Source organism: Rubrivivax sp. JA1026, assembly GCF_011065555.1.
Taxonomy (GTDB): Bacteria; Pseudomonadota; Gammaproteobacteria; order Burkholderiales; family Burkholderiaceae_C; genus Rubrivivax; species Rubrivivax benzoatilyticus.
In genome coordinates this window covers 1-24,334 of the sequence record NZ_JAALCQ010000001.1, presented here as the reverse complement: position 1 = coordinate 24,334, position 24,334 = coordinate 1, and the positions used below count along the sequence as shown (strand labels likewise).

Below are 24,334 nucleotides of genomic sequence, written 5' to 3'. Positions count from 1 at the left end.
GCGCACGACCGCCCCCGCCGCGACTGCACAGCGCAGCCCCCGGCAGAGGCGACCGAGACAGCATTCCCCGTCAAGGCCCGGTCAGGGCCGAACCGATTCCAGAAGGACATTCGATGAAGCGCACGCCCACCCTCCTGGCCGCCGTCGCCGCCATGGCCGCCGCCCCGGCCATGGCCCACACCGGCCACGGCACGACCAGCCTGTTCGCCGGCCTGGTACATCCGCTGGGGCTGGACCACCTGCTGGCGATGGTCGCCGTCGGCCTGTGGTCGGCCGCCGCGTTGACCGGCAGGCGCCGCCTGGCCGGCCCGGCGCTGTTCATGCTGGCACTGCTGGCCGGCGCCGTGGCCGGTGCCGCGGGCTGGGGCCATGCGCTGGTCGAGCCGGCGATCGCGGCGAGCGTCGCCGTGCTGGGCCTGATGCTGGCCTTCGCGCGCCGCCTGCCGGCGGCCGCCGGGCTGGCGCTGGTGGCCGTTGCCGGCTCGCTGCACGGCCTGGCGCACGGCGCCGAACTGCCCGACGCCGGTGGTTTTGCCGGCTACGCGCTGGGTTTCCTGGCCGCCACCGCGATGCTGCACGCGGCAGGCCTGGCGGCCGCGCCGCGGCTGCTGGCGCTGCCGGCCGTGGTCTGGCGCACGCTGTCCGGCGGCGTCGTGCTCGCCGGGCTGATGCTGCTCGCGCGGGCCTGAACGGCCCGGCCGACGGGCTTGCCGCGGCCGACGTCCGGCCGCGCGCTCGTCAGGCCGCCGCGGCGCTGCCCTGCACGGCCTGGGCGTGCCAGTCGCGCAGCTGCTGCAGGCGCACGCCTTCGAGGCTGGGCAGGTCGCCGACGGTGCCGGGAATCGTCGCCGTGCCGGTGTAGCGGCTGCGCACCAGCAGCACCGGCACGCCGGCGGCCACCGCGGCCTCGACGCCCATGCGCGAGTCCTCGATCGCCAGGCACTCGTGCGGCGCCAGGCGCATGCGCTCCAGCACCCAGCGGTAGATGTCCGGCGCCGGCTTCTTCTTCGGCACCGCGTCGCCGGCGCCGACGACCTCGAACAGCCGGTGCCCGCGGCCGCCCAGCGTGACGTCGATCAGCTGGGTGACGTTGGCCGGCGTCGTCGTCGTGGCGATCGCCTGGCGCAGGCCGGCGGCCTGGGCGTCGTCGAGCAGGCGCGCCACGCCGGGGCGAAAGCCCACCGCGCGGCGGGTCAGCAGGTCGACGTAGATCGCGGTCTTGCGCTCGTGCAGCCGGGCCATGCGCGCCGGCGCGTCGGGCGCGGCGGCGGCCGTCGGGTCCACGCGCTGCAGCCAGGCCATCAGCCGCTCCTTGCCGCCGGTGACCTTCAGCAGGTCGCCGTAGAGCTCGCTGTCCCAGCGCCAGCGCAGGCCGGCTTCCTTGAACGCCAGGTTGAAGGCAACCCGGTGCCCCTGGTCCTCGGTTTCGGCCAGCGTGCCGTCGACGTCCCAGAGCAGGGCCTTCAAGGTCATGGTCGGTTCCTCAAGTCGCGTCAGCCGCGCCCACGACCCAACCGGGAGGCCTGCCCGGCGCAGCCGAAGGCCTCGAAGCGGTCCCGGCAGATGTCGCGCGCGGCCGCGGTTGCAGCCTTCAAAAACGCTCGAGGATCGAACTCTTCCGGCTTTTCCGCCATGACTTTTCTCATGGCCCCGGTCATCGCGAGGCGGATGTCGGTGTCGATGTTGATCTTGCGCACACCATGGCGAATGCCGCGCACGATTTCTTCGACCGGCACGCCGTAGGTCTCGCGGATGCTGCCGCCGTGCTGGCGGATGATCTGCAGCCACTCCTGCGGCACGCTGGAGCTGCCGTGCATCACGAGATGGGTGTTCGGGATCTTCGCGTGGATCGCGGCGATGCGGTCGATGGCCAGGATGTCGCCGGTGGGCTGGCGGGTGAACTTGTAGGCGCCGTGGCTGGTGCCGATGGCGATCGCCAGCGCGTCGACGCCGGTGCGCGCGACGAAGTCGGCGGCCTGCTCGGGGTCGGTCAGCAGCTGGGCGTGGTCGAGCGTGCCTTCGGCGCCGACGCCGTCTTCCTCGCCGGCGGTGCCGGTCTCCAGCGAACCCAGGCAGCCGAGCTCGCCTTCGACGCTGACGCCGACGGCACGCGCGATCTCGACGACGCGGCGCGTGACCTCGACGTTGTAGTCGTAGGAGGCCGGCGTCTTCTGGTCCTCGCGCAGCGAGCCGTCCATCATCACGCTGGTGAAGCCCGAGCGGATGGCCTGCACGCAGACCGCCGGCGAGGCGCCGTGGTCCTGGTGCAGGCAGATCGGCGTCGCCGGGTACTGCTCGACGGCGGCCTCGACCAGCTTGCGCAGAAAGGGTTCGCCGGCGTATTTGCGCGCTCCGGCGCTCGCCTGCAGGATCACCGGCGCGTCGCAGGCCTGGGCGGCCTGCAGGATCGCCTGGATCTGCTCCATGTTGTTGACGTTGAAGGCCGGCACGCCGTAGTCGTGTTCGGCGGCATGGTCGAGCAGCGGGCGCAGCGCGATGAGGGGCATGGCAACTCCTGCGTCACGGACGGCCGTGACGTTGTCGGGCAATGGAAACGGCGCCGCGGCCGGCGCCGGACGGATCAGTGGATCGGGCGCCGGGCCTCGCCGCCGTGCAGCGAACGCGGATCGAACTCGGCCAGCGAGCCGACGAAGGCGTCGGGATGGTCGTCACCGGCGAACTCGCCGGCCGGGTAGCCGTGGCGCACGATCCAGGCGCGCAACCCGGCGGCGCGGGCGGTGCGCACATCGGTGACCGAATCGCCCAGCAGCGCGGCCTCCTCGGGGCCGACATCGAGCGCCGCCAGCGCGTGGCCGGCGACCGCCGGGTCGGGCTTGCGCACCGGCAGCGAGTCGCCGGCGACGAGCAGCTCGACCAGATCGGCGATGTCGTGGCGCGCCAGCAGGCGGTGCGCGAAGACCTGCTCCTTGTTGGTCAGCACCGCCAGCCGCACGCCGTCGTCGGCCAGGCGCTGCAGCAGCTCGCGAGCGCCGGGGAACAGCGTGCTGTGCTGGCCGCAGACCTCGCCGTAGACCTGCGAGAAGTGCTGCCAGACGGCCTCCGGCACCGGGCCGCCGAAGGCCTTCTGCACGAGAGCCCGCGCGCCGTCGCCGATCCAGCCGCGCACCGTCTCGTCGTCCACCGGCTCGCGCTGCCAGGCGCGCAGCGTGGCGTTGAGCGCCAGCGCCAGCTCGGGCGCGGTGTCGACGAGGGTGCCGTCGAGGTCGATCAGCAGGGCGCGCAGCATCGTGCTCTCCTTCGCGAGGAGGGTCAGCCGAGGAGGCCGCGCACGGCCTCGGCGACACGCTCGGCGGTGATGCCGAAGTGTTGGTACAGCGCCGGTGCCGGCGCCGACTCGCCGAACGTGGCGATGCCGACGACCGCGCCGCGGCGGCCGACGTACTTGCGCCAGAAGTCCGGGTGCGCGGCTTCGACGGCGACCGTCGGCAGCTCCGGCGGCAGCACGGCGTCGACATAGGCCGCGTCCTGGCGGTCGAAGACGCTGGTGCTCGGCATCGAGACCACACGCACCGGAATGCCCTCGGCGGCCAGCGCCGCCTGCGCCTGCAAGGCCAGGTGCAGCTCGGAGCCGGTGCCGATGATCACGGCGCGCGCGCCGTCGGCGTCGGCCAGCACATAGCCGCCGCGCGCGATGTCGTCCAGGCGGCCGGCGTCGGCCAGCGGCGGCAAGTTCTGGCGCGACAGCGCCAGCGCCGTCGGGCCGTCGTGGCGCTCCAGCGCGGTGGCCCAGGCGACGGCGGTCTCGGCGGTGTCGGCCGGGCGCCAGACGTCCAGGTTCGGGATCAGGCGCAGCGACGGCACGTGCTCGACGCTCTGGTGCGTCGGGCCGTCTTCGCCGAGGCCGATCGAGTCGTGCGTGAAGACGTGGATCACACGCTGCTTCATCAGCGCCGCCATGCGCACCGCGTTGCGGCTGTAGTCGCTGAAGGTCAGGAAGGTGCCGCCGTAGGGGATGAAGCCGCCGTGCAGCGCCATGCCGTTGAGCGCGGCGGCCATGCCGAACTCGCGCACGCCCCAGCTGAGGTGGTTGCCGGCGCGGTCGCGGCCGGCGACGACGCAGCCCTTGAAGTTGGTCAGGTTGGAGCCGGTCAGGTCGGCCGAGCCGCCGAAGATCTCGGGCAGCAGCGGCGCCAGCGCGTCCAGCGCGAGCTGGCTGGCCTTGCGCGTGGCGACGGTGCCGGCCGAGGCGGCGAGCTTGGCGACCGCTTCGGCGGCCCGCTCGGCGTAACCCTCGGGCAGCACGCCGGCCATGCGGCGCTCGAACTCGGCGGCCTCGGCCGGATACTCCGCACGGTAGGCGGCCAGACGCTGGTTCCAGTCGGCGTGCGCGGCGGCGCCGCGTTCACGCTGGTCCCAGGCGGCACGCAGCTCGTCGGGGATCTCGAACGGGCCCCAGGGCCAGTCCAGCGCCTGGCGCATCGCCGCGACCTCGGCGGCGCCCAGCGGCGCGCCGTGCACGTCGTGGCCGCCGGCCTTGTTCGGCGAACCCTTGCCGATCGTCGTCCTGCAGACGATCAGCGTCGGCTTGCCGTCGGCGGCGTCGCCCTGGGCACGCGCCTCAGCCATCGCGGCGTCGAGCGCGGCGGCATCGTGGCCGTCGATGGGGCCGATGACGTGCCAGCCGTAGGCGCGGAAACGCGCCGGCGTGTCGTCGGTGAACCAGCCGTCGACGTGGCCGTCGATCGAGATGCCGTTGTCGTCGTACAGCGCGACCAGCTTGGACAGGCGCAGCGTGCCGGCCAGCGAGCAGGCTTCGTGGCTGATGCCTTCCATCAGGCAGCCGTCGCCGTGGAAGACCCAGGTGCGGTGGTCGACGAGCGTGTGGCCGGGGCGGTTGAATTCGGCGGCCAGCAGCTTCTCGGCCAGCGCCATGCCGACGGCGTTGGCCAGGCCTTGGCCCAGCGGCCCGGTCGTCGTCTCGACGCCCGGCGTGATGCCGACCTCGGGGTGGCCGGCAGTCTTGCTGTGCAGTTGGCGGAAGCGCTTGAGCTCGTCCAGCGGCAGCTCGTAGCCCGTGAGGTGCAGCAGGCCGTAGATCAGCATCGACGCGTGGCCGTTGCTGAGCACGAAGCGGTCGCGGTCGGCCCAGTGCGGCGCCGCCGGGTCGTGGCGCAGGTGGCGTGTCCACAGCACGGTGGCCATCTCGGCCATGCCCATCGGCGCGCCGGGGTGGCCGCTCTTGGCGGCCTCGACGGCGTCGACGGCCAGGACACGCAGCGCGTCGGCCAGGCGGGTGGTGGTGGGCGCCGTCATCACAGGGCCCCCAGCGCGCGGCGGCGCCGTTCCATCATGCGCCAGATGAACGGCGTGAAGATCAGCTGCATCGCCAGCTCCATCTTGCCGCCGGGCACGACGATCGTGTTCGCACGCGACATCCACGAGTCGTTGATCATGTTCAGCAGGTAGGGGAAGTCGATGCCCTTCGGGTTGGCGAAGCGGATCACGCACAGGCTCTCGTCGGGCTGCGGGATGTCGCGCGCGACGAAGGGGTTGGAGGTGTCGACGACCGGCACACGCTGGAAGTTCACGTGGGTGTGCGTGAACTGCGGGACGATGTAGTGCACGTAGTCCGGCATGCGGCGCAGGATGGTGTCGGTCACCGCCTCGGTGGAATAGCCGCGCACGTTCTTGTCGCGGTAGAGCTTCTGGATCCACTCCAGGTTGATCACCGGGACGACGCCGATCAGCAGGTCGGGGTAGCGCGCGATGTCGACCTCGGGCGTCACGACGGCGCCGTGCAGGCCTTCGTAGAACATCAGGTCGGTGCCGGGCTCGATCTGCTCCCAGGGCGTGAAGGTGCCGGGCTCCTGGCCGTAGGGCGCGGCCTCGACCGGGTCGTGCAGGTACTTGCGGCTGCGGCCGGTGCCGGTCTCGCCGTAGCTGCGGAACAGCTGCTCGAGGTCGCTGAAGAGGTTGTTCTCGGGGCCGAAGTGGCTGAAGTGCTTGTTGCCGACTTTCTCGGCTTCCAGCATCTTGAGCCGCATCTCGTTGCGGTCGTAGCGGTGGAAGCTGTCGCCTTCGATGATCGCGGCCTTGATGTTCTCGCGGCGGAAGATGTTGGCGAAGGTGCGCGTCACCGAGGTGGTGCCGGCACCCGACGATCCGGTGATCGAGATGATGGGGTGGCGTTCGGACATGGTCGTCTTTCTCTTCAGTCTCGGAACAGGCTGCGTTCGGCGAACAGCGGGTTGCAGGGTTCGCGTTCGGCGGGTTCGTGGTGGTAGCGCTCGATGCGCTCCACCTCGTTCCTGGAGCCGAACACCAGGCCGATGCGCTGGTGCAGCGAACTCGGCTTGACGCCCAGCACCGGCTGGCGGCCGGTGGAGGCGCGCCCGCCGGCCTGCTCCATGACGAAGCCGATCGGGTTGGCTTCGTACAGCAGGCGCAGGCGGCCGGGCTTGGCCGGGTCCTTGGTGTCGCGCGGGTACATGAAGACGCCGCCACGCATCAGGATGCGGTGCGCCTCGGCGACCATGCTGGCGATCCAGCGCATGTTGAAGTCGCGCCCGCGCGGGCCGGTCTTGCCGGCCAGGCACTCGTCGACGTAGCGCTTGACCGGCGGCTCCCAGAAGCGGCTGTTGGAGGTGTTGATCGCGAACTCGCTGGTGTCGGCCGGCACCCGGATGTTCGGGTGCGTGAGCACGAACTCGCCGAGGTTGTGGTTCAGCGTGAAGCCGGCGACGCCGTTGCCGACGGTCAGCACCAGCATGGTCACCGGGCCGTAGATCGCGTAGCCGGCGGCCACCTGCTCGGTGCCGGGCTGCAGGAAGTCGTCGACGGTGACGTCGCGGCCCGAGTCGATCACCGCCTGCGGCGCGCGCAGGATCGAGAAGATGCTGCCGACCGAGACGTTGACGTCGATGTTGCTGGAGCCGTCCAGCGGATCGAAAGTGAGCAGGTACTTGCCGCGAGGGAAGGCGGCCGGGATCTGCTGCGGCGTCTCCATCTCCTCGGACGCCATGCCCGCGAGATGCCCGTTCCACTCGTTCATGCGGATGAAGATCTCGTTGGACAGCACGTCCAGCGGCTTCTGCACCTCGCCCTGCACGTTGACGTCGCCCCCGACGGCGGTCACCTGGGGCGTCAGCGAATCGCCGAGCACGCCGAAGGAGACGATGCGCGCGATGGCCTTGCAGGCCAGCGAGACGTCGAGGATCAGCGCGTTGAGGTCGCCGCTGGCACCGGGGAAACGGCGGCGTTCCTCGATCAGGTAGCGGGTCAGCGTCCAGCGTTGGGACAAGGGCATGGTGGGCTTTCCGACGGGAGAGATGAAAGCGGGTCTAGCGCTCGGCGGTCTGGAACAGGCGGCTGGCGAGAATGTCCTCGGGGGCCAGCGTCGTCAGGTCGGCCTCGGTGAGCGCACGGTCGCGCTCGGCGAAGAGGCGCGAGGCCTGGCGCAGCCGCATGCGGTCGAGCGCGTTGCGCACGCTGCGCGCGTTGGCGAAATTGGGCTGCGCCAGGCGCAGTTCCAGGTACTCGGCGAAGGCTTCGCGCGTGCCCGGGCCGAAGCGGTAGTTCATGCCGGCGGTCATGCGGTCGGCGATCTGCAGCAGTTCCTCGCCCGAATAGTCCGGGAAGTCGAGGTGGTGCGCGATGCGCGAGCTCATGCCGGGGTTGGACTTGAAGAAGGTGTCCATGCGGTCCTTGTAGCCGGCGAGGATCACGACGAGGTCGTCGCGCTGGTTCTCCATCACCTGCAGCAGGATCTCGATGGCCTCCTGGCCGTAGTCGCGCTCGTTCTCGGGGCGGTACAGGTAGTAGGCCTCGTCGATGAACAGCACGCCGCCCATCGCCTTCTTCAGCACTTCCTTGGTCTTGGGCGCGGTGTGGCCGATGTACTGGCCGACGAGGTCGTCGCGCGTCACGGCGACGAGGTGGCCCTTTCGCACGTAACCCAGGCGGTGGAGGATCTCGGCCATGCGCAGCGCCACCGTCGTCTTGCCGGTGCCGGGGTTGCCGGTGAAGCACATGTGCAGGCTGGGCATCTGCGCCGCGAGACCCAGGTTCAGCCGCAGCTTGTCGATGACCAGCAGCGCGGCGATGTCGCGGATGCGCTGCTTGACCGGCGCCAGGCCGACGAGGTCGTGCTCGAGCTCGTCCATCACCGCCTCGACCTGGCTTTGCGCCAGCACCTCGCCGACGGTGCGCGGCACCGGCCTGGCCTCGTCCTGCGCCGGCGTGGCGGCCGGTGCGGGGATCGCGGCGCCGGGAATGGAGTACAGCGGCGCGCCCATCAGACGAGCTCCTCGGCGCCGCGGCGCGCCAGCTCGGCGCGCATCGCCGCGATGACCGCGGCGTAGTCCGGCTGGCCGAAGATCGCGCTGCCGGCGACGAAGGTGTCGGCACCGGCATCGGCCACACGCCGGATGTTGTCCACCTTGATGCCGCCGTCGACCTCCAACCGGATGTCGCGGCCCGAGGCGTCGATGATCTTGCGCGCCTTCTCGATCTTGCGCAGCGCGCTGTCGATGAAGCTCTGCCCGCCGAAGCCCGGGTTGACGCTCATGATCAGCACCAGGTCGACCTTGTCGATCACCCACTCCAGCACGTCCAGCGGCTCGGCGGGGTTGAACACGAGGCCGGCCTGGCAGCCCTCGGCCTTGATCAGTTGCAGCGTGCGGTCGACGTGCGTGCTGGCGTCGGGGTGGAAGCTCACGAGATCCGCGCCGGCCTTGGCGAAGGCCGTGGCCAGCGCGTCCACCGGCTGCACCATCAGGTGCACGTCGATCGGCGCTTCGGTGTGCTTCCTCAGCGCCTGGCAGACCATCGGGCCGAAGGTCAGGTTCGGGACGTAATGGTTGTCCATCACGTCGAAGTGGATCCAGTCGGCGCCGGCGGCGACCACCGCTCGCACCTCCTCGCCCAGGCGGGCGAAATCGGCCGACAGGATCGAGGGTGCGATGCGGTACACGGCGCCTCCGGGGTCAGTAGCGTTGGGCCTCGGGCTTGTCGGTCGCGTAGCTGTGCACGGTGTAGCGCATCGAGCGGCCGTTGATCTCCTGGCGCACGACGCCGAAGCCGGGCTCCGTCGACGGCCGGTTCACGATGAAGCTCATCGCGATCGACTCGACGCCACGGGTGGAGTCGAAGGCCATCAGGCGGATGTAGTGGCTGGGGAAGGTCTTGCGGCAGTTGTTCAGCTCCATCAGCACGCCGGCGGCATCCTGCAGGTCGAACATCGGCATGCCGTACATCTCCCAGTACGTGTTGCGCGGATGCGGGTCGTCGCTGTACTCGACGCTCCAGGCGTAGCCCTTCTTCAGGCCGTACTCGATCTGCAGCGTGATCTCCTCGTCGGTCAGATCCGGGAGGAAGCTGAACTGGCCTTGCGTGAGCCGGCCGGTGGGGTTGGTCATCATGGTGCGGGTGCTCCTTCGGGCGGCGTCAGGCGGAGGTGGCGGGCGTCACGGCGTAGTCGGACTGGTCGGTGCTCGCGTAGTTGAACGACACGTCCTTCCAGGTGTCCAGCGCCTGCTTCAGCGGGGTGCAGAACTGGGCCGCCTTCTGCAGGATCTCCGGGCCCTCGTTCTTGATGTCCTTGCCTTCGTTGCGCGCCTTCACCATCGCTTCCAGCGCCACGCGGTTGGCCACCGCACCGGCCTGGATGCCCGCCGGGTGGCCGATCGTGCCGCCGCCGAACTGCAGGATCACGTCGTCGCCGAACAGGTCGATCAGCTGGTGCATCTGGCCGGCGTGGATGCCGCCCGAGGCCACCGGCATGACCTTGCGCAGGTCGGCCCAGTCCTGGTCGAAGAACAGGCCGCGCGGCAGGTCCTGCTTGGTGTAGCTGTCGCGGCAGACGTTGTAGTAGCCCTGCACGGTCAGCGGGTCGCCCTCGAGCTTGCCGACGGCGGTGCCGGTGTGCAGGTGGTCGCAGCCGGCCAGGCGCAGCCACTTGGCGATGACGCGGAAGCTCACGCCGTGGTTCTTCTGGCGGGTGTAGGTGCCGTGGCCGGCGCGGTGCATGTGAACGATCATGTCGTTCTTGCGCGCCCAGTTGGCGATGCTCTGGATCGCCGTCCAGCCGATCACCAGGTCGACCATCACGACGACCGAGCCCAGTTCCTTGGCGAACTCGGCGCGCTCGTACATGTCCTCCATCGTCGCGGCGGTGATGTTCAGGTAGCTGCCCTTGACCTCGCCGGTGGCGGCGCTGGCCTTGTTCACGCCGTCCATCACGTAGAGGAAGCGGTCACGCCAGTGCATGAAGGGCTGCGAGTTGATGTTCTCGTCGTCCTTCATGAAGTCCAGGCCGCCCTTCAGGCCTTCGTAGATCACGCGGCCGTAGTTGCGCCCCGACAGGCCGAGCTTGGGCTTGGTCGTCGCGCCCAGCAGCGGGCGGCCGAACTTGTCCAGGCGCTCGCGCTCGACGACCAGGCCGGTCGGCGGGCCCTTGAAGGTCTTCACGTAGGCGACCGGGATGTGGATGTCCTCGAGACGCGCGGCCTTCAGCGGCTTGAAGCTGAAGACGTTGCCGATCAGGCTCGCGGTCATGTTCGCGATCGAGCCTTCCTCGAACAGGATCAGGTCGTAGGCCACCCAGGCGAAGAACTCGCCGGGCCGGCCCGGCACCGGCTCGACCTTGTAGGCCTTGGCGCGGTAGCTGTCGCAGGCGGTCAGGCGGTCGGTCCAGACCACGGTCCAGGTCGCGGTGCTGGATTCGCCGGCCACCGCGGCGGCGGCCTCGATCGGGTCCACGCCTTCCTGCGGCGTGATGCGGAACAGGCAGACGACATCGGTGGGCTTGGGCACGTAGTCGCTGTCCCAGTAACCCATCTGACGGTACTTCAGCACGCCGGCGCTGTAGCGCTGCTTCTTGTCGAGGATCTGGTCCCCGGTGGCGCCGGGTTCGTGGGGCTTGTTCATGCGGTGTTCTCCAAGCGGGGTGTACGCAGACTCTACGAAGGCCGACGAATAAAGAACAGTTAGACTTTCCAAACTGTTCCTTTAGTGAAACCTTAAGTGAACGTCACCTTCCGCCAGCTCCGGGTTTTTGTCGAGGTCGCCCGCCAGGGCAGCGTGCAGGGTGCGGCCGAGGTGTTGCACCTGACGCCGCCGGCGGTGTCGCTGCAGATCAAGGAGATCGAGTCCCAGGTCGGCCACAAGCTGTTCGAGCGCACGCACCGCCGCATGTCGCTGTCGACCGCGGGCGAGTACTTCCTGGTCTACGCGCGCCGGCTGCTGGGCACGCTGAAGGAGGCCGAGGACGCGATGGCGCGTTTCGCCCGGCTGGAAAGCGGCCGGCTGACGATCGGCATGGTCAGCAGCGCCAAGTACTTCCTGCCGCAGCTGCTGGCCAAGTTCCACACCGAGCACCCGGCGATCGACGTGCGCCTGCGCCTGGGCAACCGCGAGGCGCTGGTGGCGATGATGGCGGCCAACGAGGTCGACCTCAGCGTGATGGGCCGCCCGCCGGTGGACTTCCCGAGCCGTGCCGAGCCCTTCGCCAAACATCCGCACGTGCTCGTCACCGCGCCGGACCACCGCTTCGCGCACGCCGAGAGCGTGCCGGCCGCGGCGCTGGCCCACGAGCCCTTCATCGTGCGCGAGCCGGCCTCGGGCACCCGCACCGCGCTGCAGGAGTACCTGGACCAGTACCGCCTGAAGCCGACCTTCGTGATGGAGATGCCCAGCAACGAGGCGATCAAGCAGGCGGTGATGGCCGGCATGGGCGTCAGCCTGCTGTCGCTGCACACCATCGGGCTGGAATGGTCGGCCGGGCTGATCGCCGCGCCGCACGTCGAGGGCCTGCCGCTGATGCGGCGCTGGAACATCGTCAACACGGCGGCCAAGCAGCTGTCGCCGGCGGCCGAGGCCTTCCGCTACTTCGTGCTCGACCGGGGCGAGGCCCATCTCGCGGCGATGTTCAACCGCGCCGACCCCTAGCCTGCGGCGCGGCGGCGCAACCGGGGCCCTCGGCGACGCCTCGCCGGCCGGGCGGTCAGGCCGTCCGGGACGTCTGGGGCTGGGCCAGCAGCTCGTCGATCAGCAGGTCCTTCTCGGCCCACTGCTGCTCGACCCAGGCCGTGAGGCGGCGGCGGTAGCTGCGGTCGAGCATGTGGTCGGCGCGTTCGACGAGCTCCTTCGGGATCTCGAGCTCGCGCACCCGGACGAAGACCTCGCCGACACGCCCGCACAGCAGATCCCAGAAGGTCGGCGCGCCGTTGCGGTAGACGATGGTCACGTCCAGCAGGGCCTGGAACTGCTCGCCCATCGTCGCCAGCGCGACGCCCAGGCTGCCGATCTTGGGCTTCAGCAGGTGGCGGTACGGGCTGCCCTGCTCGGCGTGTTTGGCGGGGGTGAAGCGCGTGCCCTCGAAGAAGCTGATGACCGAGGTCGGGATGCGCTTGAACTTCTCGCAGGCTTCACGCGCCGACTTCAGGTCGGACTCGCGCGAGTTGCGGCCCTTGCCGCGCTTGAGGAACGGGAAGTCCAGCGCCCACCAGGCCAGGCCGATGACCGGCACCCAGATCAGTTCGGCCTTCAGGAAGAACTTCAGGAACGGGATGCGGCCGTGGAAGACGCGCTGCAGCACCAGGATGTCGACCCAGCTCTGGTGGTTGCACGACACCAGGTACCAGCCGCGGCGGTCCAGCCCGTCGACGCCCTGCACGTCCCAGCGCGCGCGCGATGACGCGGCGATCCAGGCGTTGTTGTTGCCGACCCAGCGGCTGGCCAGCGCGTTGAGCAGGTGGTCGCAGGCCTGGCGGACCGGGCCGCCGCGGAAGACCAGCTTCAGCAGCGCCGGCGGCATCATCAGCGAGAAGACGGCGACGGTGTTCAGGCCGACGGCCAGGGCGTTGAAGACGCCGCGCAGGGAAGACATCGCTGGGAATACCCCGGGGGGAGAGTGACGGGAACCCACGATTGTCGGGGCAGCGCCCCGCCCGCGCATGACCGTTCTCAAGTCACGGGGCGCGGGGATCGGCTTCAGCCGGCGTCCACACGCTGCCGCAGCAGCGGCAGCACGCGCCGGAACGCCGGGTCGCGGCAGTCGTGCAGCCACTCGAAGGCGACCATCTCGACCGAGACGATCTGGGCGCCGGCCTGGCGCAGCCGGGCCATCGCCAGCGCCTTGTCCTCCGGCGAGCGCGAGCCGCAGGCCGGCTCGACGACGCGCACCTCGAAGCCGGCGCGCAGCAGGCCGAGCGCGGTCTGCAGCAGGCAGACGTGGGCTTCGCACCCGGCGACCACCACCTCGCCGACCGGCCGCGGCAGCGCACGCAGCGCCTCGGCCAGGCCGTCGGCGCAGGCGTCGAAGTGGTTCTTGGCCAGCGTCGTGCCACAGCAGGCGCGGATGCGCTCGTCGTTGGGGCCGAGCTTCTGCGGGTTCTGCTCGGTGCCCAGCACCGGCACGCCGAGTTCGCGGGCGATCTCGCCCAGGCGCGTGGCCCAGGCCAGCACCAGCGCGTGGCCGTGGATCACCGGCATCAGCCGGGCCTGGTAGTCGACGAGCACGAGCGCCGAGCGCGTGCGGTCCATGGCATTCATCCTGTCTCCTGCGGTCACGGATCCTCGCCGGCCGGCAAGCCGGTGCCTCATGATACGAAGCGACACCCCCCGCACCCCGTACACGGAGGCCCGAGCCCATGCGTGACCCTGCCCCGCAACCGGCTGAAACCGCCCTGGTCACCGGCGCGTCTGCCGGCATCGGCGAGGCCCTGGCGCGCCGCCTGGCGCGAGAAGGGTTCGCACTCGTGCTCGTCGCCCGCCGCCAGGCGCGGCTCGACGAGCTGGCGGCGGCGCTGCGCGCCGAACACGGCGTGCGCATCGACGCCATCGCGATCGACCTGGCGCAACCCGGCGCCGCGGCCGATCTGGCCACCACGCTGGCGCGCAAACGCCGGCATGTCGATCTGCTGGTCAACAACGCCGGGGTGCTGGAGCACGGCCTGTTCGTCGACACGCCGGCGGCTCGCCATCGCGAGCTGCTGCAGCTCAACGTCGGCGCGCTGACCGAGATGCTGGCGGCCTTCGTGCCGGCAATGGTCGAACGCGGCCACGGCCGCGTGCTCAACGTCGCCTCGACGGCCGCGTTCCAGCCGGTGCCCGGGCTGGCGACCTACGCCGCGACCAAGGCCTACGTGCTGTCGCTGACCGAATCACTGGCCGAGGAACTGCGCGGCAGCGGCGTCAGCGCCACCGCGCTGTGCCCGGGCATCACCGCGACCTCGATGCTGGAGACCGCCGCGGCGCGCAACCCGCGGCTGGCAAAACTGCCGCAGACCCTGGTCGGCGACGCCGATGCGGTCGCCGCCGATGCGGTGCGCGCCTGCCTGGCCGGCGACGTCGTCTGTGTGCCCGGCTGGCTCAACCGGGCGACGGCGATGGCCGCCGGCGCCACGCCGCGGGGCCTGATGCGACGCATCGCCGGCGTGCTCGGCCGGGCGACTTTGTGAGGTGAAAACGTGGATTGCGAAAAAGTGCTTGCAATCTTTCGCAACCGCGCTATAGTAGCGGGCTCGGTCAGCAATCAAACGCAAGTGCGTTGTTGACCACTGGAGTGGTAGTTCAGTTGGTTAGAATACCGGCCTGTCACGCCGGGGGTCGCGGGTTCGAGCCCCGTCCACTCCGCCAACGATTCAACGGGTCAGTTCGCAAGAACTGGCCCGTTTTCTCTTGTGCGCCGCCTTTTCCCTTCGTGCGGCCCTGCGCTTGACCTTGCCATCGTGGCAAGGTCGACGATGGCTCCGGTCCACAATGCCGACCGGAGCACCCGATGAGCACCGACACCCCCACCCGAGACGCCGAGCCGCTGACCTTGCAGGTCACCGGCATGAGCTGCGCGTCCTGCGTCGCGCGCGTCGAGCGCACGCTGAAGAAGGTGCCCGGCGTGCACGAGGCCAGCGTCAACCTGGCGACCGAACGCGCCGCGGTGCGTGCCGAACGCGGCGTCGGCGCCCAGGTGCTGGCCGACGCGGTGCGCCGCGCGGGCTTCGGCGTCGCCACGGTCGAGACGCGGCTGAAGGTCGAGGGCATGAGCTGCGCCTCATGCAGCGGCCGCGTCGAACGTGCGCTGACTCGGCTGCCCGGCGTGCTCTCGGCCAGCGTCAACCTGGCGACCGAGACGGCGACGGTGCAGGCGTTGTCGACCTTGCCGGTGCCGGCGCTGGTGGCCGCGGTCGAGAAAGCCGGCTACGGCGCGCGACCCGTCGACGACGCCCGCCCTGCCGCCGCGCCGCGCTGGCCCGAGTGGGCCCCGGCGGCGGCCAGCGCGGCACTGACGCTGCCGCTGGTGGCGCCGATGGCCGCCGCGCTGGCCGGGCGCGACGCGATGCTGCCCGGGCTGTGGCAGTTGCTGCTGGCCAGCGTCGTGCAGTTCGTCTTCGGCGCGCGCTTCTACCGCGCCGGCTGGAAGGCGCTGCGTGCCGGCACCGGCAACATGGACCTGCTGGTCGCGCTCGGCACCTCGGCGGCCTGGGGGCTGTCGACCTGGCTGCTCGCCACGCACGGCGGCGGCCACACGATGCCGCACCTGTATTACGAAGCCTCGGCCGCGGTCATCACGCTGGTGCTGCTGGGCAAGTGGCTGGAAGCGCGTGCCAAGCGCCAGACCGGCGAGGCGATCCGCGCGTTGCAGGCGCTGCGCCCGGCGACCGCCCGCGTGCGCCGCGACGGTGTCGAGCAGGACGTCCCGGTCGAGGCGGTGCGTGTCGGCGAGCTCGTCGTCGTGCGTCCGGGCGAGCGCCTGCCGGTCGACGGCGAGATCGTCGAAGGCCGCAGCCACCTCGACGAGTCGCTGATCACCGGCGAGAGCCTGCCGGTCGCGCGCGGCCCCGGCGAGCGTGCGACCGGCGGCTCGGTCAACGCCGACGGCCTGCTGGTCGTGAAGACGCTGGCCGTCGGCACCGAGACGACGCTGGCCCGCATCATCCGCCTCGTCGAGTCGGCACAGGCGGCCAAGGCGCCGATCCAGCACCAGGTCGACCGCGTCAGCGCGGTCTTCGTGCCGGTCGTGCTGGCGCTGGCGGCGCTCACTTTCGCCGGCTGGTGGCTGGCCGGGGCCGGCGCCGAGACGGCGCTGATCAACGCCGTCGCGGTGCTGGTCATCGCCTGTCCGTGTGCACTCGGCCTGGCGACGCCGACGGCGATCATGGTCGGCACCGGCGTCGCCGCGCGCCACGGCATCCTGATCCGCGACGCCGAGGCGCTGGAGACCGCGCACGCCGTGCAGGTCGTCGCCTTCGACAAGACCGGCACGCTGACCGAAGGCCGGCCGGCGCTGGCGGCGATCGAACCGGCGCCCGGCATGGCCGAGGCCGACGCGCTGCGCGCCGCCGCGGCGCTGCAGCAGGCCAGCGAGCACCCGCTGGCGCGTGCCGTGATGGAACGCGCCGCCGCCGACGGCCTGCAGCCGCCGCCGGTGCAGGACGCACGCGCCCAGCCGGGCCGAGGTGTCGAAGGCCGTGTCGACGGCACCGAGCTGCGGCTGGGCAGCACACGCTGGATGAACGAGCTCGGCTTCCAGCCGGGGGCGCTGGCGGCGTCCGCCACGGCGCACGAACAAGCCGGCCGCAGCGTCTCGTGGCTCGTGCGCACCTCTGCCGCCGGCCGCATCGAGCCGCTGGCGCTGCTGGCTTTCGGCGACACCGTGAAGCCCGCGGCACACGATGCCGTCAGACGCCTGAAGGCCGCCGGGCTGCGCACCGTGATGCTGACCGGCGACAACCGCGGCAGCGCCGAGGCCGTCGCCGCCGCGCTCGGCATCGACGAGCTGCGCGCCGAGGTGCTGCCGGGCGACAAGGCCGCTGCCGTGCAGGCGCTTCGCGCCGGCGGCGCGCGGGTCGCGATGGTCGGCGACGGCCTCAACGACGCGCCGGCGCTGGCCGCCGCCGACGTCGGCATCGCGATGGCCACCGGCACCGACGTCGCGATGGAAACCGCGGCGGTGACGCTGATGCGCGGCGATCCGCGCCTGGTCGCCGACGCGATCGAGGTCTCGCGCCGCACGACGGCCAAGATCCGCCAGGGGCTGTTCTGGGCTTTCGCCTACAACGTGCTCGGCATCCCGCTGGCGGCCTTCGGCCTGCTGAGCCCGGTGGTCGCCGGTGCGGCGATGGCCGCGTCCAGCGTCAGCGTCGTCACCAACGCCTTGCTGCTACGTCGCTGGCGGCCGTCAGGGGAGCGCAGATGAACATCGGCGAAGCCGCGGCCGCCTCGGGCGTCAGCGCCAAGATGATCCGCCACTACGAGCGCATCGGCCTGCTGCCGCAGGCCCAGCGCAGCGCCGCCGGCTACCGCCGCTACGACGAACGCGACGTGCACACGCTGCGCTTCGTGCGCCATGCGCGCGACCTCGGTTTCCCGCTGGAGCGCATCCGCGACCTGATCGGCCTGTGGCACGACCGCAAGCGCCCCAGCCGCCAGGTCAAGGCGCTGGCGCGTGAACATCTGGCGGCCATCGACGCCAAGCTCGCCGAACTGCAGGCGGTGAAGGCCACGCTCGAGCGCCTGGTGCAGTGCTGCCATGGCGACGAACGGCCGGATTGCCCGATCCTCGACCGCCTGGCCGGCGAGCGCCCGGGCGGCTGACGCGGCGCGGTGCTACGCTCGTGACCATGAAGGCCTTGCGCGTCTGGATGTTCGTGCTGCTGGCGGCGCTGCTGCCGCTGCGCGGCTGGACCGCGCCCGGGCCGTCGTTGCCAGCCTCGCCCTGTGCGCCGGCCGCGATGGCGCACGAGATGACGGCGATGGCCGACCACACGCCGGCCGGTCCCTGCTGCGGCGATGCGCAGGACGGCGGCTGCGGTCACGACGCCGGCACGCGGTGCGCCGCGCACTGCGCCGCGGTGCCGCTGGCCGGCACGGCCGCGGCGCTCGTCATCGCGGTGCCCGGGCCGGCGGCGGCCGTCTTCCCGCCGGCGCCGGCGCCACGTGACGGCCACGTGCCCGACGGGCTCGAACGACCTCCAAGAGCGGCCTGAGGCCGCCACGGGCCCTGCCCGTCCGCCCGCCCACGCGCTGCGTGGGCCTCGCCCGATCTCTTGGAGACCCTCTTGAAGAACCGAATCCTCCGGCCGGCGCTGCTGTGCGCCGCCGCCCTCTTCGCCATCGCCGCCCATGCCGACGCCGGCCATGACCACGGCAGCGCCCATGCCGGCGCGCACGCCCAGGACACCCACGACGCCGACACGCCCTACGGCCGCCCCGGCGACGCGACCAAGGCCCAGCGCACGGTGCGCATCGTGATGAGCGACACGATGCGTTTCGACCCGGCGACGATCACCGTGCGCCGCGGCGAGACGGTGCGTTTCGTCGCCGCCAACGGTGGCCGCATCGAGCACGAGTTCGTGCTCGGCACCACCGCGTCGCTGAAGGCGCACGCCGAGGAGATGCGCGCCATGCCCGACATGCAGCACGCCGACCCCGGCGCGGTGCGTGTCGCCGCCGGCGCCAGCGGCGAGATCGTCTGGCAGTTCACCGAGGCCGGCAGCTTCGAGTTCGGCTGCCTGATCCCGGGGCACTTCGAAGCCGGCATGGTCGGCAAGGTGGTGGTGCGATGAAGCGGCGCGATCTGTTGACGGCGGCGCTGGCCGCCGCCGCACCGGCACTGGCCTCGGCCGCCGCCCCGGCGCTGCCGCCGGTGCAGGTGTGGAAGAGCCCCACCTGCGGCTGCTGCGGCGCCTGGGTGACGCACATGCGTCAGGCCGGGTTCGCCGTCGAGGTGCACGATGTGCTGGACATCGACGCCTCGCGCCGCCTGCTCGGCATGCCCGCCGTTTACGGCAGCTGCCACACGGCGCGGGTGGCGGGCTACCTGCTCGAAGGCCATGTGCCGGCCGCCGACGTCAAGCGCCTGCTGGCGATGAAGCCGGTGGCCATCGGGCTGGCCGTGCCCGGCATGCCGGTCGGCTCGCCGGGCATGGAGATGGGCTCGCAGCGCGACGCCTACGACGTGCTGCTGGTGGAGCGCGGCGGTCGAGCCCGCGTCTTCGCCCGCTACGGCGCAGCCTGACGGCGTGCCGCGGGGCTGGCGGCAGACGCGATCGCTTCGCAGCCGCATCGGTGGTGTAATCACAGAAAGATCAACCGCCCTGCGACTGCCCGAATGCGCGACTTCTCGCCAGCGCCCCCCGCCGACGCCGATGGCCGCGCCCCTCACCGGGGCTGGCGTTGCGCTGACGGCGACGCGGCGGGCGTTCCGGCCGCCCGGCGCCGCCCCGGCTGAACCCGATGCACGGCCCGGCCGACGACGACCTCGCCCTGCTCGAGTTCCTCCATCGCGCACCGGTCGCGATGCTGCAGACCACCGGCGACGGCTGCGTTCGGCTGATGACGCCGCGAGCTGCCGAGTTGCTGGCCCCGCTGGCGCCCGGCGGCAGGCTGGACAACCTCTTCGACGTGCTGGCGCCGGCCATGCCCACGCTGCACGAGGACCTGGCCCGCCACGGCAGCGCACGCGGCACCGTGTTCGAGGACCGGCGCATCACGCTGCGGCTTCCCGGCACGCCAGCGCGCGAGCAGGTGCTGGCGCTGGGGCTGCTGAGACTGAGTGAAGACCGCCTGGCTGCCTGGCTGGTGGACGTGACCGCCGGCGAGCACGAGCGCCTGGCCCTCGCCGAGCACCTGGCGCTGGCCACCGAGGCCGCCGGCATCGGCACGTTCGAGCTGCGTTACGACGGCGACGAGCCGCTGCAGTTCAACGCCCAGAGCTGCCGCCTGTTCGGCCACCCCGAGGGCGGCGATCCACGCGCCATCGTGCGCGAGGCGGTGCCGCCGGGCGAGATCCGTCGGCTGGCGGCCTGGGTGGCCCCCTTGCGTGACGGACGCGAGGCCGACGCCGTGGAGTTCGAGATCCGCTGGCCCGACGGGCAGCCCCGACGTCTGGCCGCCAAGGGCCGTTTGCGCCGGGGCGGCGACGAGACCCGCAAGGCGGTCGTCGGCGTGCTCTGGGACGTCACCGAACAGCGCCTGGCCGAAGCGGCGCTGGAGGCCCAGCGTGTCGCCGAGCGTGCCAGCCGCGCCAAGAGCGAGTTCCTGTCCCGCCTGGGCCACGAGATCCGCACGCCGCTGAACGCGATCGTCGGCTTCGCCCAGATGCTGCTGCGCGGCGCGGTGGTGCCGCTGGCGCTGGAGCACCGCCAGGCCGTCGCCCACATCGCCGACGCCGGGCGCCACCTGGAGCGCCTGATCGCCGATCTCACCGACCTGTCGCTGATCGAGGCCGGCACCGTGCGCCTGGAGAGCAGCGTCGTCGACCTGGGTCAGGTGATCGACGAGGTGCTGCACGAGGCGCACGCCTCCGCGGCGATGCGGCGGGTGCAGTTGCGCAGCGCCCTGCCGGCCGAACGTCTGCTGGTGCTGGCCGACGGCACGCGGTTGCGCCAGGTGCTCGCCAACCTCGTGTCCAACGCGATCAAGTACAACCGACTGCACGGCGAGGTGGTCGTCGCCGTCCGGCGCGACGGCGCCGGCTGGTGCATCGCGGTGCGCGATACCGGGCTCGGCATGTCGCCGGCCCAGCTCGCGGCGCTGTTCGAACCGTTCAACCGGCTCGGGCGCGAGGCCAGCGGCATCCCGGGCACCGGCATCGGGCTGGTGTTGACGCGCGAACTCGTCGAGGCCATGGGCGGCAGCCTGGAGGTCAGCAGCGAGCCCGGACGGGGCAGCGAGTTCCGGTTCGTGCTGCCGGCCGCGGCGTCGACGGCGGCGCTGCCGGCACCACCTCGCGCGCTGGTGGCCCGCCCGGAACTGCGCGGGCGGGTGCTGGCCGTGGAGGACAACCCGGTCAACGCGGTGCTGCTGCAGAGCTTCTTCGCCTGGCGCCCCGGCGTCGAGTTGCGCATCGCCGCCAATGCCGCCGAGGCGCTGGCGCTGGCGCTCGCCGCGCCGCCCGACCTGCTGCTGCTGGACCTGTTCCTGCCCGACCGGCCTGGCCTGGACCTGCTGCGCGAACTGCGCGCCGAGCACGGCCAGCAGACCCCCTGCATCGTGCTGTCGGCCAGCGCGATGCCGGCTGACCTGCTGGCCGCACGCGAGGCCGGCATCGAGCTGTACCTGACCAAGCCGCTGGACGTCGACAGGCTGCTCAACGCTGTCGACGCGCTGCTGGCGACGCCGGCCTGACGCGGCGCCCGCCCACGCGGGCACGGGAGGAGCGATCGATGGACGACCTGAAGGTAGGCTTGATCGGCTGGGGCAGTTCGGCCACCACCTTCCATGCGCCGCTGATCCGCGCCACGCCGGGGTTGCAGCTGGCGGCGGTTGCAACCCGATCGCCGACATCGGCCGCGGCTGCGGTGCGGGCAGCCTGCGGCGACGCGGTGACGGTGCAGAGCGCCGAGGCCCTGATCGCCGACGGCCGGCTGGACCTGATCGTCGTGGCCACGCCGAACGACAGCCACCATGCGCTCGCCGACGCGGCCTTGCGTGCCGGCAGGCACGTGGTCGTCGACAAGCCATTTGCGCTCGACACCAACCAGGCCCGTTCCCTCGTGGCCCGGGCCGGCGAGGTGGACCGCCTGCTGTGCGTCTTCCACAACCGGCGCTGGGACGGTGACTTCATGACGCTGCGCTCGCTGCTGGACCGCGGCGTGCTCGGCCGTCCGGTGGAGTTCGTCTCCCACTTCGACCGTTACCGTCCCCATGTGCGCGACCGCTGGCGAGAACACGCGGGAGCCGGCAACGGCCTGTGGTTCGATCTCGGCCCGCATCTGCTCGACCAGACGCTGCAGTTGTTCGGCGCGCCGGCGGCGATCACGCTGGACCTGGCGTTGCAGCGCGACGGGGCGCTGACCGACGACTGGTTCTGCTGCCATCTGCGCTGGGAGGGGGGGCCGCACGACGGGCTGCGGGCAAGGCTGCAGGCCGGCATGCTGGCCGCCGAACCCGGCCCGCGTTTCCTGGTCCACGGCCACGCCGGCAGTCTTCGCATCGACGGGCTCGACCCGCAGGAATCGGCACTGAAGCGCGGCGCGGACCCTGCCGATCCAGGCTGGGGACAGGAGAGCACACGCCGCGGCCGCTGGTGGCTCGGCGACGGCCCGCCCGACAGCGTGCCGCTGCTGGCCGGCGCGTATCCGAGCTTCTACGCCGGCATGCGCGACGCGATCCGTGGCCTCGGGCCGTTGCCGGTGGCGCTGGACGCTGCGCTGGCGGTGCAGGCGCTGCTGGACGCCGGGCGGCGCAGCGTCGCGGCCCGCGCCGAGCTGCGGCTGGCCTGACCCGGCACCCTGCCGCCGTGACGTAGCATCCCTGGCACGAGGACGACATGCACGCTGGCGACATCCACTTGCTGATCATCGACCCGCAGAACGACTTCTGCGACTTGCCCGCCGACTGGTGCGCTGTCGACCCCGCCAGCGGGCAACGGCTGACGCCGGCGCTGCCGGTGGCCGGCGCACATGCCGACATGCTGCGCCTGGCCGCCTTCATCGACGCCCACGCCTCGCGCATCGTGGCCATCACCGTCACGCTGGACTCGCACCACCGCATCGACGTCGCCCACCCGCCCTTCTGGCGCCGCGAAGACGGCGAATCCGTGGCCCCGTTCACCCCGATCACGGCGCAAGACGTGCGGGCGCGACGTTTCGCCCCGCGTGATGCGGCGGCGTTGCCTCGCACGCTGGCGTATCTGGACGCACTGGACAAGCGTGGGCGCTACACGCTGATGGTCTGGCCGGAACACTGCCGTATCGGCACCTGGGGCCATCTCACCCACGCCGCGGTGCAGGCGGCTTGCGACCGCTGGGAGGTCCGCCGGCAGCAGCCGGTACGCCACGTCTTCAAGGGCGACAACCCCTGGACGGAGCACTACAGCGCCTTCCAGGCCGAGGTGCCCGACATCGACGATCCCGCCACCGCGCTGAACGAGTCGCTGATCGACGAACTGTCGAAGGCCAAGACGCTGGTGATCGCCGGAGAGGCCGGCAGCCACTGTGTTCGCGCCAGCGTCGAGGACCTGCTCGCCCACCTCCCCGCGGACGCGTCGCGGAGGGTGATTCTGCTGGCCGACTGCATGAGCCCGGTGCCCGGCTTCGAAGCCGAACAGCAGAGCTTCCTGGAGCGCGCGGCCGCCGCCGGCGTGAGCCTCGAGACCAGCACCGAATGCTGAAGGAATCCCACGTGCGCCCCGTCATCGGCAGCCTGCTCGAGACCGATCTCTACAAGTTCTCGATGTGGCAGGCGATGCTGCACCGCCACCCGGCGACGCAGGCGCGCTACCGTTTTCTCTGCCGCAACCGCAGCGCCTTCCCGCTGGCCGAGCTGGTGGGCGACGTGCAGCGCGAAGTCGATGCCTTGTGCGCGCTGTCGTTCAGCGCCGACGAACTGGCCTATCTGCGCACGCTGCGTTATCTCAGCTCGGACTTCATCGACTTCCTGCGCATCTTCCGCTTCCAGCGCGACTTCATCCGCGTGGAAGCCGAAGGCATGAATCTGGCCATCAGTGTCGAAGGACCGCAGGTCCACGTGATGGCGTTCGAGATCTTCGTGCTGGCGATCGTCAACGAGCTCTATTTCCGGCGTGTCGGGTCGGCCGCCGCGCTGGATGAAGGCCGCCGCAGGCTTCAGGCCAAGATCCGGCGCTTGCGCGAGTTCGCCCAGGAGCCGCCGCGCCGGCACCCGTTCCGCTTCTTCGATTTCGGCTTGCGCCGCCGATATTCGGGCAGCTGGCAACGCGAGGTGCTCACGACCTTGAAGCAGGAGTTGCCCGAGTTCTTCACCGGAACCTCGAACGTCCTGCTCGCCCGCGAACTTGACCTGGTGCCCATCGGCACGATGGCCCACGAGTATCTGCAGACATTCCAGGGTTTGGGATACCGCCTGCGCGACCACCAGAAGGCGGCGCTGGAAGCCTGGGTTCAGGAGTACCGCGGAGACCTTGGCACCGCATTGACCGATGTCGTCGGCATGGACGCGTTCCTGGCCGACTTCGACCTGTACTTCGCCAAGCTGTTCGACGGCCTGCGCCATGACTCGGGAGACCCTTACGTCTGGGGCGAGAAGGCGTTGGCGCACTACGCCCGCCTGCGCGTCGATCCTTCGACCAAGCGCCTGGTGTTCTCCGATGCTCTCGACATCGAGCGTTGCCTGGATCTCTATCGCCACTTCGCAGACAGGACCCAGTGCGGTTTTGGCATCGGAACGCACCTGAGCAACGACACCGGGCTGCCGACACTCAACATCGTCATGAAGCTGACCAGCGTGAACGGCCAGCCGGTCGCCAAGATATCCGACGCCCCGGGCAAGACGATGTGCGACGACCCCGGGTTCCTGGCCTATCTGCGCCAGGTGTTCGGCGTCAAAGCCTGAGCGCAAACCAATACCAATTCTGGTACGAATCGTTCGCCGGAACGGTTTGCCGCCGTCTGAA

At 71.1% G+C, this 24,334-nt stretch carries 24 protein-coding genes and 1 tRNA gene; 13 read left to right on the top strand and 12 right to left on the bottom strand.

Annotated elements, in window-relative coordinates; genetic code table 11:
* The first annotated feature begins 113 nt into the window (after window positions 1–113).
* Complete coding sequence (locus G5B56_RS00125) at window positions 114–689, top strand: HupE/UreJ family protein (protein ID WP_164961990.1); 576 nt, start codon at window positions 114–116, stop codon at window positions 687–689.
* Window positions 690–738: 49 nt separating this feature from the next.
* Here the strand turns inward: G5B56_RS00125 and G5B56_RS00120 are convergent, their stop codons facing one another.
* The 10 genes from G5B56_RS00120 to G5B56_RS00075 all read right to left on the bottom strand — a co-directional run bounded on the left by G5B56_RS00120 (window position 739) and on the right by G5B56_RS00075 (window position 10,887).
* Window positions 739–1,473 (bottom strand): HAD-IA family hydrolase, encoded by a 735-nt coding sequence (locus G5B56_RS00120; protein WP_009858937.1) that lies wholly within the window; start codon window positions 1,471–1,473, stop codon window positions 739–741.
* Window positions 1,474–1,493: 20 nt separating this feature from the next.
* A complete protein-coding gene (gene fba / locus G5B56_RS00115; RefSeq protein WP_164961989.1) occupies window positions 1,494–2,507 on the bottom strand; it encodes a class II fructose-bisphosphate aldolase in 1,014 nt (337 codons plus the stop codon).
* Between the two features lie 74 nt (window positions 2,508–2,581).
* Window positions 2,582–3,247: an HAD-IA family hydrolase gene (locus G5B56_RS00110; RefSeq protein ID WP_164961988.1), complete on the bottom strand. Its 666-nt coding sequence runs from the start codon at window positions 3,245–3,247 to the stop codon at window positions 2,582–2,584.
* A 23-nt stretch (window positions 3,248–3,270) separates the two neighbouring features.
* A complete protein-coding gene (tkt, locus tag G5B56_RS00105; RefSeq protein WP_164961987.1) occupies window positions 3,271–5,274 on the bottom strand; it encodes a transketolase in 2,004 nt (667 codons plus the stop codon).
* Entirely contained in the window at window positions 5,274–6,158 is an 885-nt protein-coding gene (locus G5B56_RS00100) for a phosphoribulokinase (RefSeq protein WP_009858941.1), read from the bottom strand. Before G5B56_RS00100 ends, tkt begins: the two co-directional genes overlap by 1 nt.
* A gap of 14 nt (window positions 6,159–6,172) precedes the next feature.
* Entirely contained in the window at window positions 6,173–7,267 is a 1,095-nt protein-coding gene (locus tag G5B56_RS00095; RefSeq protein ID WP_009858942.1) for a class 1 fructose-bisphosphatase, read from the bottom strand.
* Between the two features lie 34 nt (window positions 7,268–7,301).
* A complete protein-coding gene (gene cbbX, locus G5B56_RS00090; RefSeq protein WP_009858943.1) occupies window positions 7,302–8,255 on the bottom strand; it encodes a CbbX protein in 954 nt (317 codons plus the stop codon).
* A complete protein-coding gene (rpe, locus tag G5B56_RS00085) occupies window positions 8,255–8,932 on the bottom strand; it encodes a ribulose-phosphate 3-epimerase (protein WP_164961986.1) in 678 nt (225 codons plus the stop codon). The genes cbbX and rpe overlap by 1 nt, the downstream gene beginning before the upstream one ends.
* Before the next feature lie 13 nt (window positions 8,933–8,945).
* Entirely contained in the window at window positions 8,946–9,380 is a 435-nt protein-coding gene (locus tag G5B56_RS00080) for a ribulose bisphosphate carboxylase small subunit (protein ID WP_009858945.1), read from the bottom strand.
* Window positions 9,381–9,405: 25 nt separating this feature from the next.
* Window positions 9,406–10,887, bottom strand: coding sequence for a form I ribulose bisphosphate carboxylase large subunit (locus tag G5B56_RS00075; RefSeq protein WP_009858946.1), 1,482 nt, complete (start codon window positions 10,885–10,887; stop codon window positions 9,406–9,408).
* A gap of 96 nt (window positions 10,888–10,983) precedes the next feature.
* Here G5B56_RS00075 and G5B56_RS00070 point away from each other — a divergent pair, with 96 nt between their 5' ends.
* Entirely contained in the window at window positions 10,984–11,907 is a 924-nt protein-coding gene (locus tag G5B56_RS00070; RefSeq protein ID WP_009858947.1) for a LysR family transcriptional regulator, read from the top strand.
* Between the two features lie 55 nt (window positions 11,908–11,962).
* On the opposite strand, the gene G5B56_RS00065 is transcribed toward G5B56_RS00070, so the two are convergent.
* Window positions 11,963–12,847, bottom strand: coding sequence for an acyltransferase (locus tag G5B56_RS00065; RefSeq protein ID WP_164961985.1), 885 nt, complete (start codon window positions 12,845–12,847; stop codon window positions 11,963–11,965).
* A gap of 104 nt (window positions 12,848–12,951) precedes the next feature.
* Window positions 12,952–13,512 carry an isochorismatase family protein gene (locus tag G5B56_RS00060; RefSeq protein ID WP_029719069.1) on the bottom strand — a complete coding sequence of 187 codons (561 nt, stop codon included), beginning with the start codon at window positions 13,510–13,512 and terminating at the stop codon, window positions 12,952–12,954.
* Window positions 13,513–13,610: 98 nt separating this feature from the next.
* Here G5B56_RS00060 and G5B56_RS00055 point away from each other — a divergent pair, with 98 nt between their 5' ends.
* From G5B56_RS00055 to pncB, 11 genes are all read left to right on the top strand, one after another.
* A complete protein-coding gene (locus tag G5B56_RS00055) occupies window positions 13,611–14,420 on the top strand; it encodes an SDR family oxidoreductase (protein ID WP_164961984.1) in 810 nt (269 codons plus the stop codon).
* 101 nt (window positions 14,421–14,521) lie between these two features.
* Window positions 14,522–14,598: transfer RNA gene (locus tag G5B56_RS00050), tRNA-Asp, on the top strand.
* A gap of 142 nt (window positions 14,599–14,740) precedes the next feature.
* The gene (locus tag G5B56_RS00045; RefSeq protein WP_164961983.1) at window positions 14,741–17,155 is read left to right on the top strand and encodes a heavy metal translocating P-type ATPase; all 2,415 of its coding nucleotides are present in this window, start codon (window positions 14,741–14,743) and stop codon (window positions 17,153–17,155) included.
* The gene (gene cueR, locus G5B56_RS00040) at window positions 17,152–17,553 is read left to right on the top strand and encodes a Cu(I)-responsive transcriptional regulator (protein WP_164961982.1); all 402 of its coding nucleotides are present in this window, start codon (window positions 17,152–17,154) and stop codon (window positions 17,551–17,553) included. Before G5B56_RS00045 ends, cueR begins: the two co-directional genes overlap by 4 nt.
* Window positions 17,554–17,579: 26 nt before the next feature.
* Window positions 17,580–17,945 carry a hypothetical protein gene (locus G5B56_RS00035; protein ID WP_164961981.1) on the top strand — a complete coding sequence of 122 codons (366 nt, stop codon included), beginning with the start codon at window positions 17,580–17,582 and terminating at the stop codon, window positions 17,943–17,945.
* A 72-nt stretch (window positions 17,946–18,017) separates the two neighbouring features.
* Entirely contained in the window at window positions 18,018–18,524 is a 507-nt protein-coding gene (locus tag G5B56_RS00030; RefSeq protein WP_164961980.1) for a plastocyanin/azurin family copper-binding protein, read from the top strand.
* A complete protein-coding gene (locus G5B56_RS00025; RefSeq protein ID WP_164961979.1) occupies window positions 18,521–18,976 on the top strand; it encodes a DUF411 domain-containing protein in 456 nt (151 codons plus the stop codon). Before G5B56_RS00030 ends, G5B56_RS00025 begins: the two co-directional genes overlap by 4 nt.
* A 218-nt stretch (window positions 18,977–19,194) precedes the next feature.
* Window positions 19,195–21,087, top strand: coding sequence for a PAS domain-containing hybrid sensor histidine kinase/response regulator (locus tag G5B56_RS00020; protein ID WP_164961978.1), 1,893 nt, complete (start codon window positions 19,195–19,197; stop codon window positions 21,085–21,087).
* 38 nt (window positions 21,088–21,125) lie between these two features.
* Complete coding sequence (locus tag G5B56_RS00015) at window positions 21,126–22,184, top strand: oxidoreductase (protein WP_164961977.1); 1,059 nt, start codon at window positions 21,126–21,128, stop codon at window positions 22,182–22,184.
* A gap of 47 nt (window positions 22,185–22,231) precedes the next feature.
* Window positions 22,232–23,074 (top strand): isochorismatase family protein, encoded by an 843-nt coding sequence (locus tag G5B56_RS00010; RefSeq protein WP_164961976.1) that lies wholly within the window; start codon window positions 22,232–22,234, stop codon window positions 23,072–23,074.
* 11 nt (window positions 23,075–23,085) lie between these two features.
* Window positions 23,086–24,273 (top strand): nicotinate phosphoribosyltransferase, encoded by a 1,188-nt coding sequence (pncB, locus tag G5B56_RS00005; protein WP_164961975.1) that lies wholly within the window; start codon window positions 23,086–23,088, stop codon window positions 24,271–24,273.
* Window positions 24,274–24,334 lie beyond the last annotated feature (61 nt).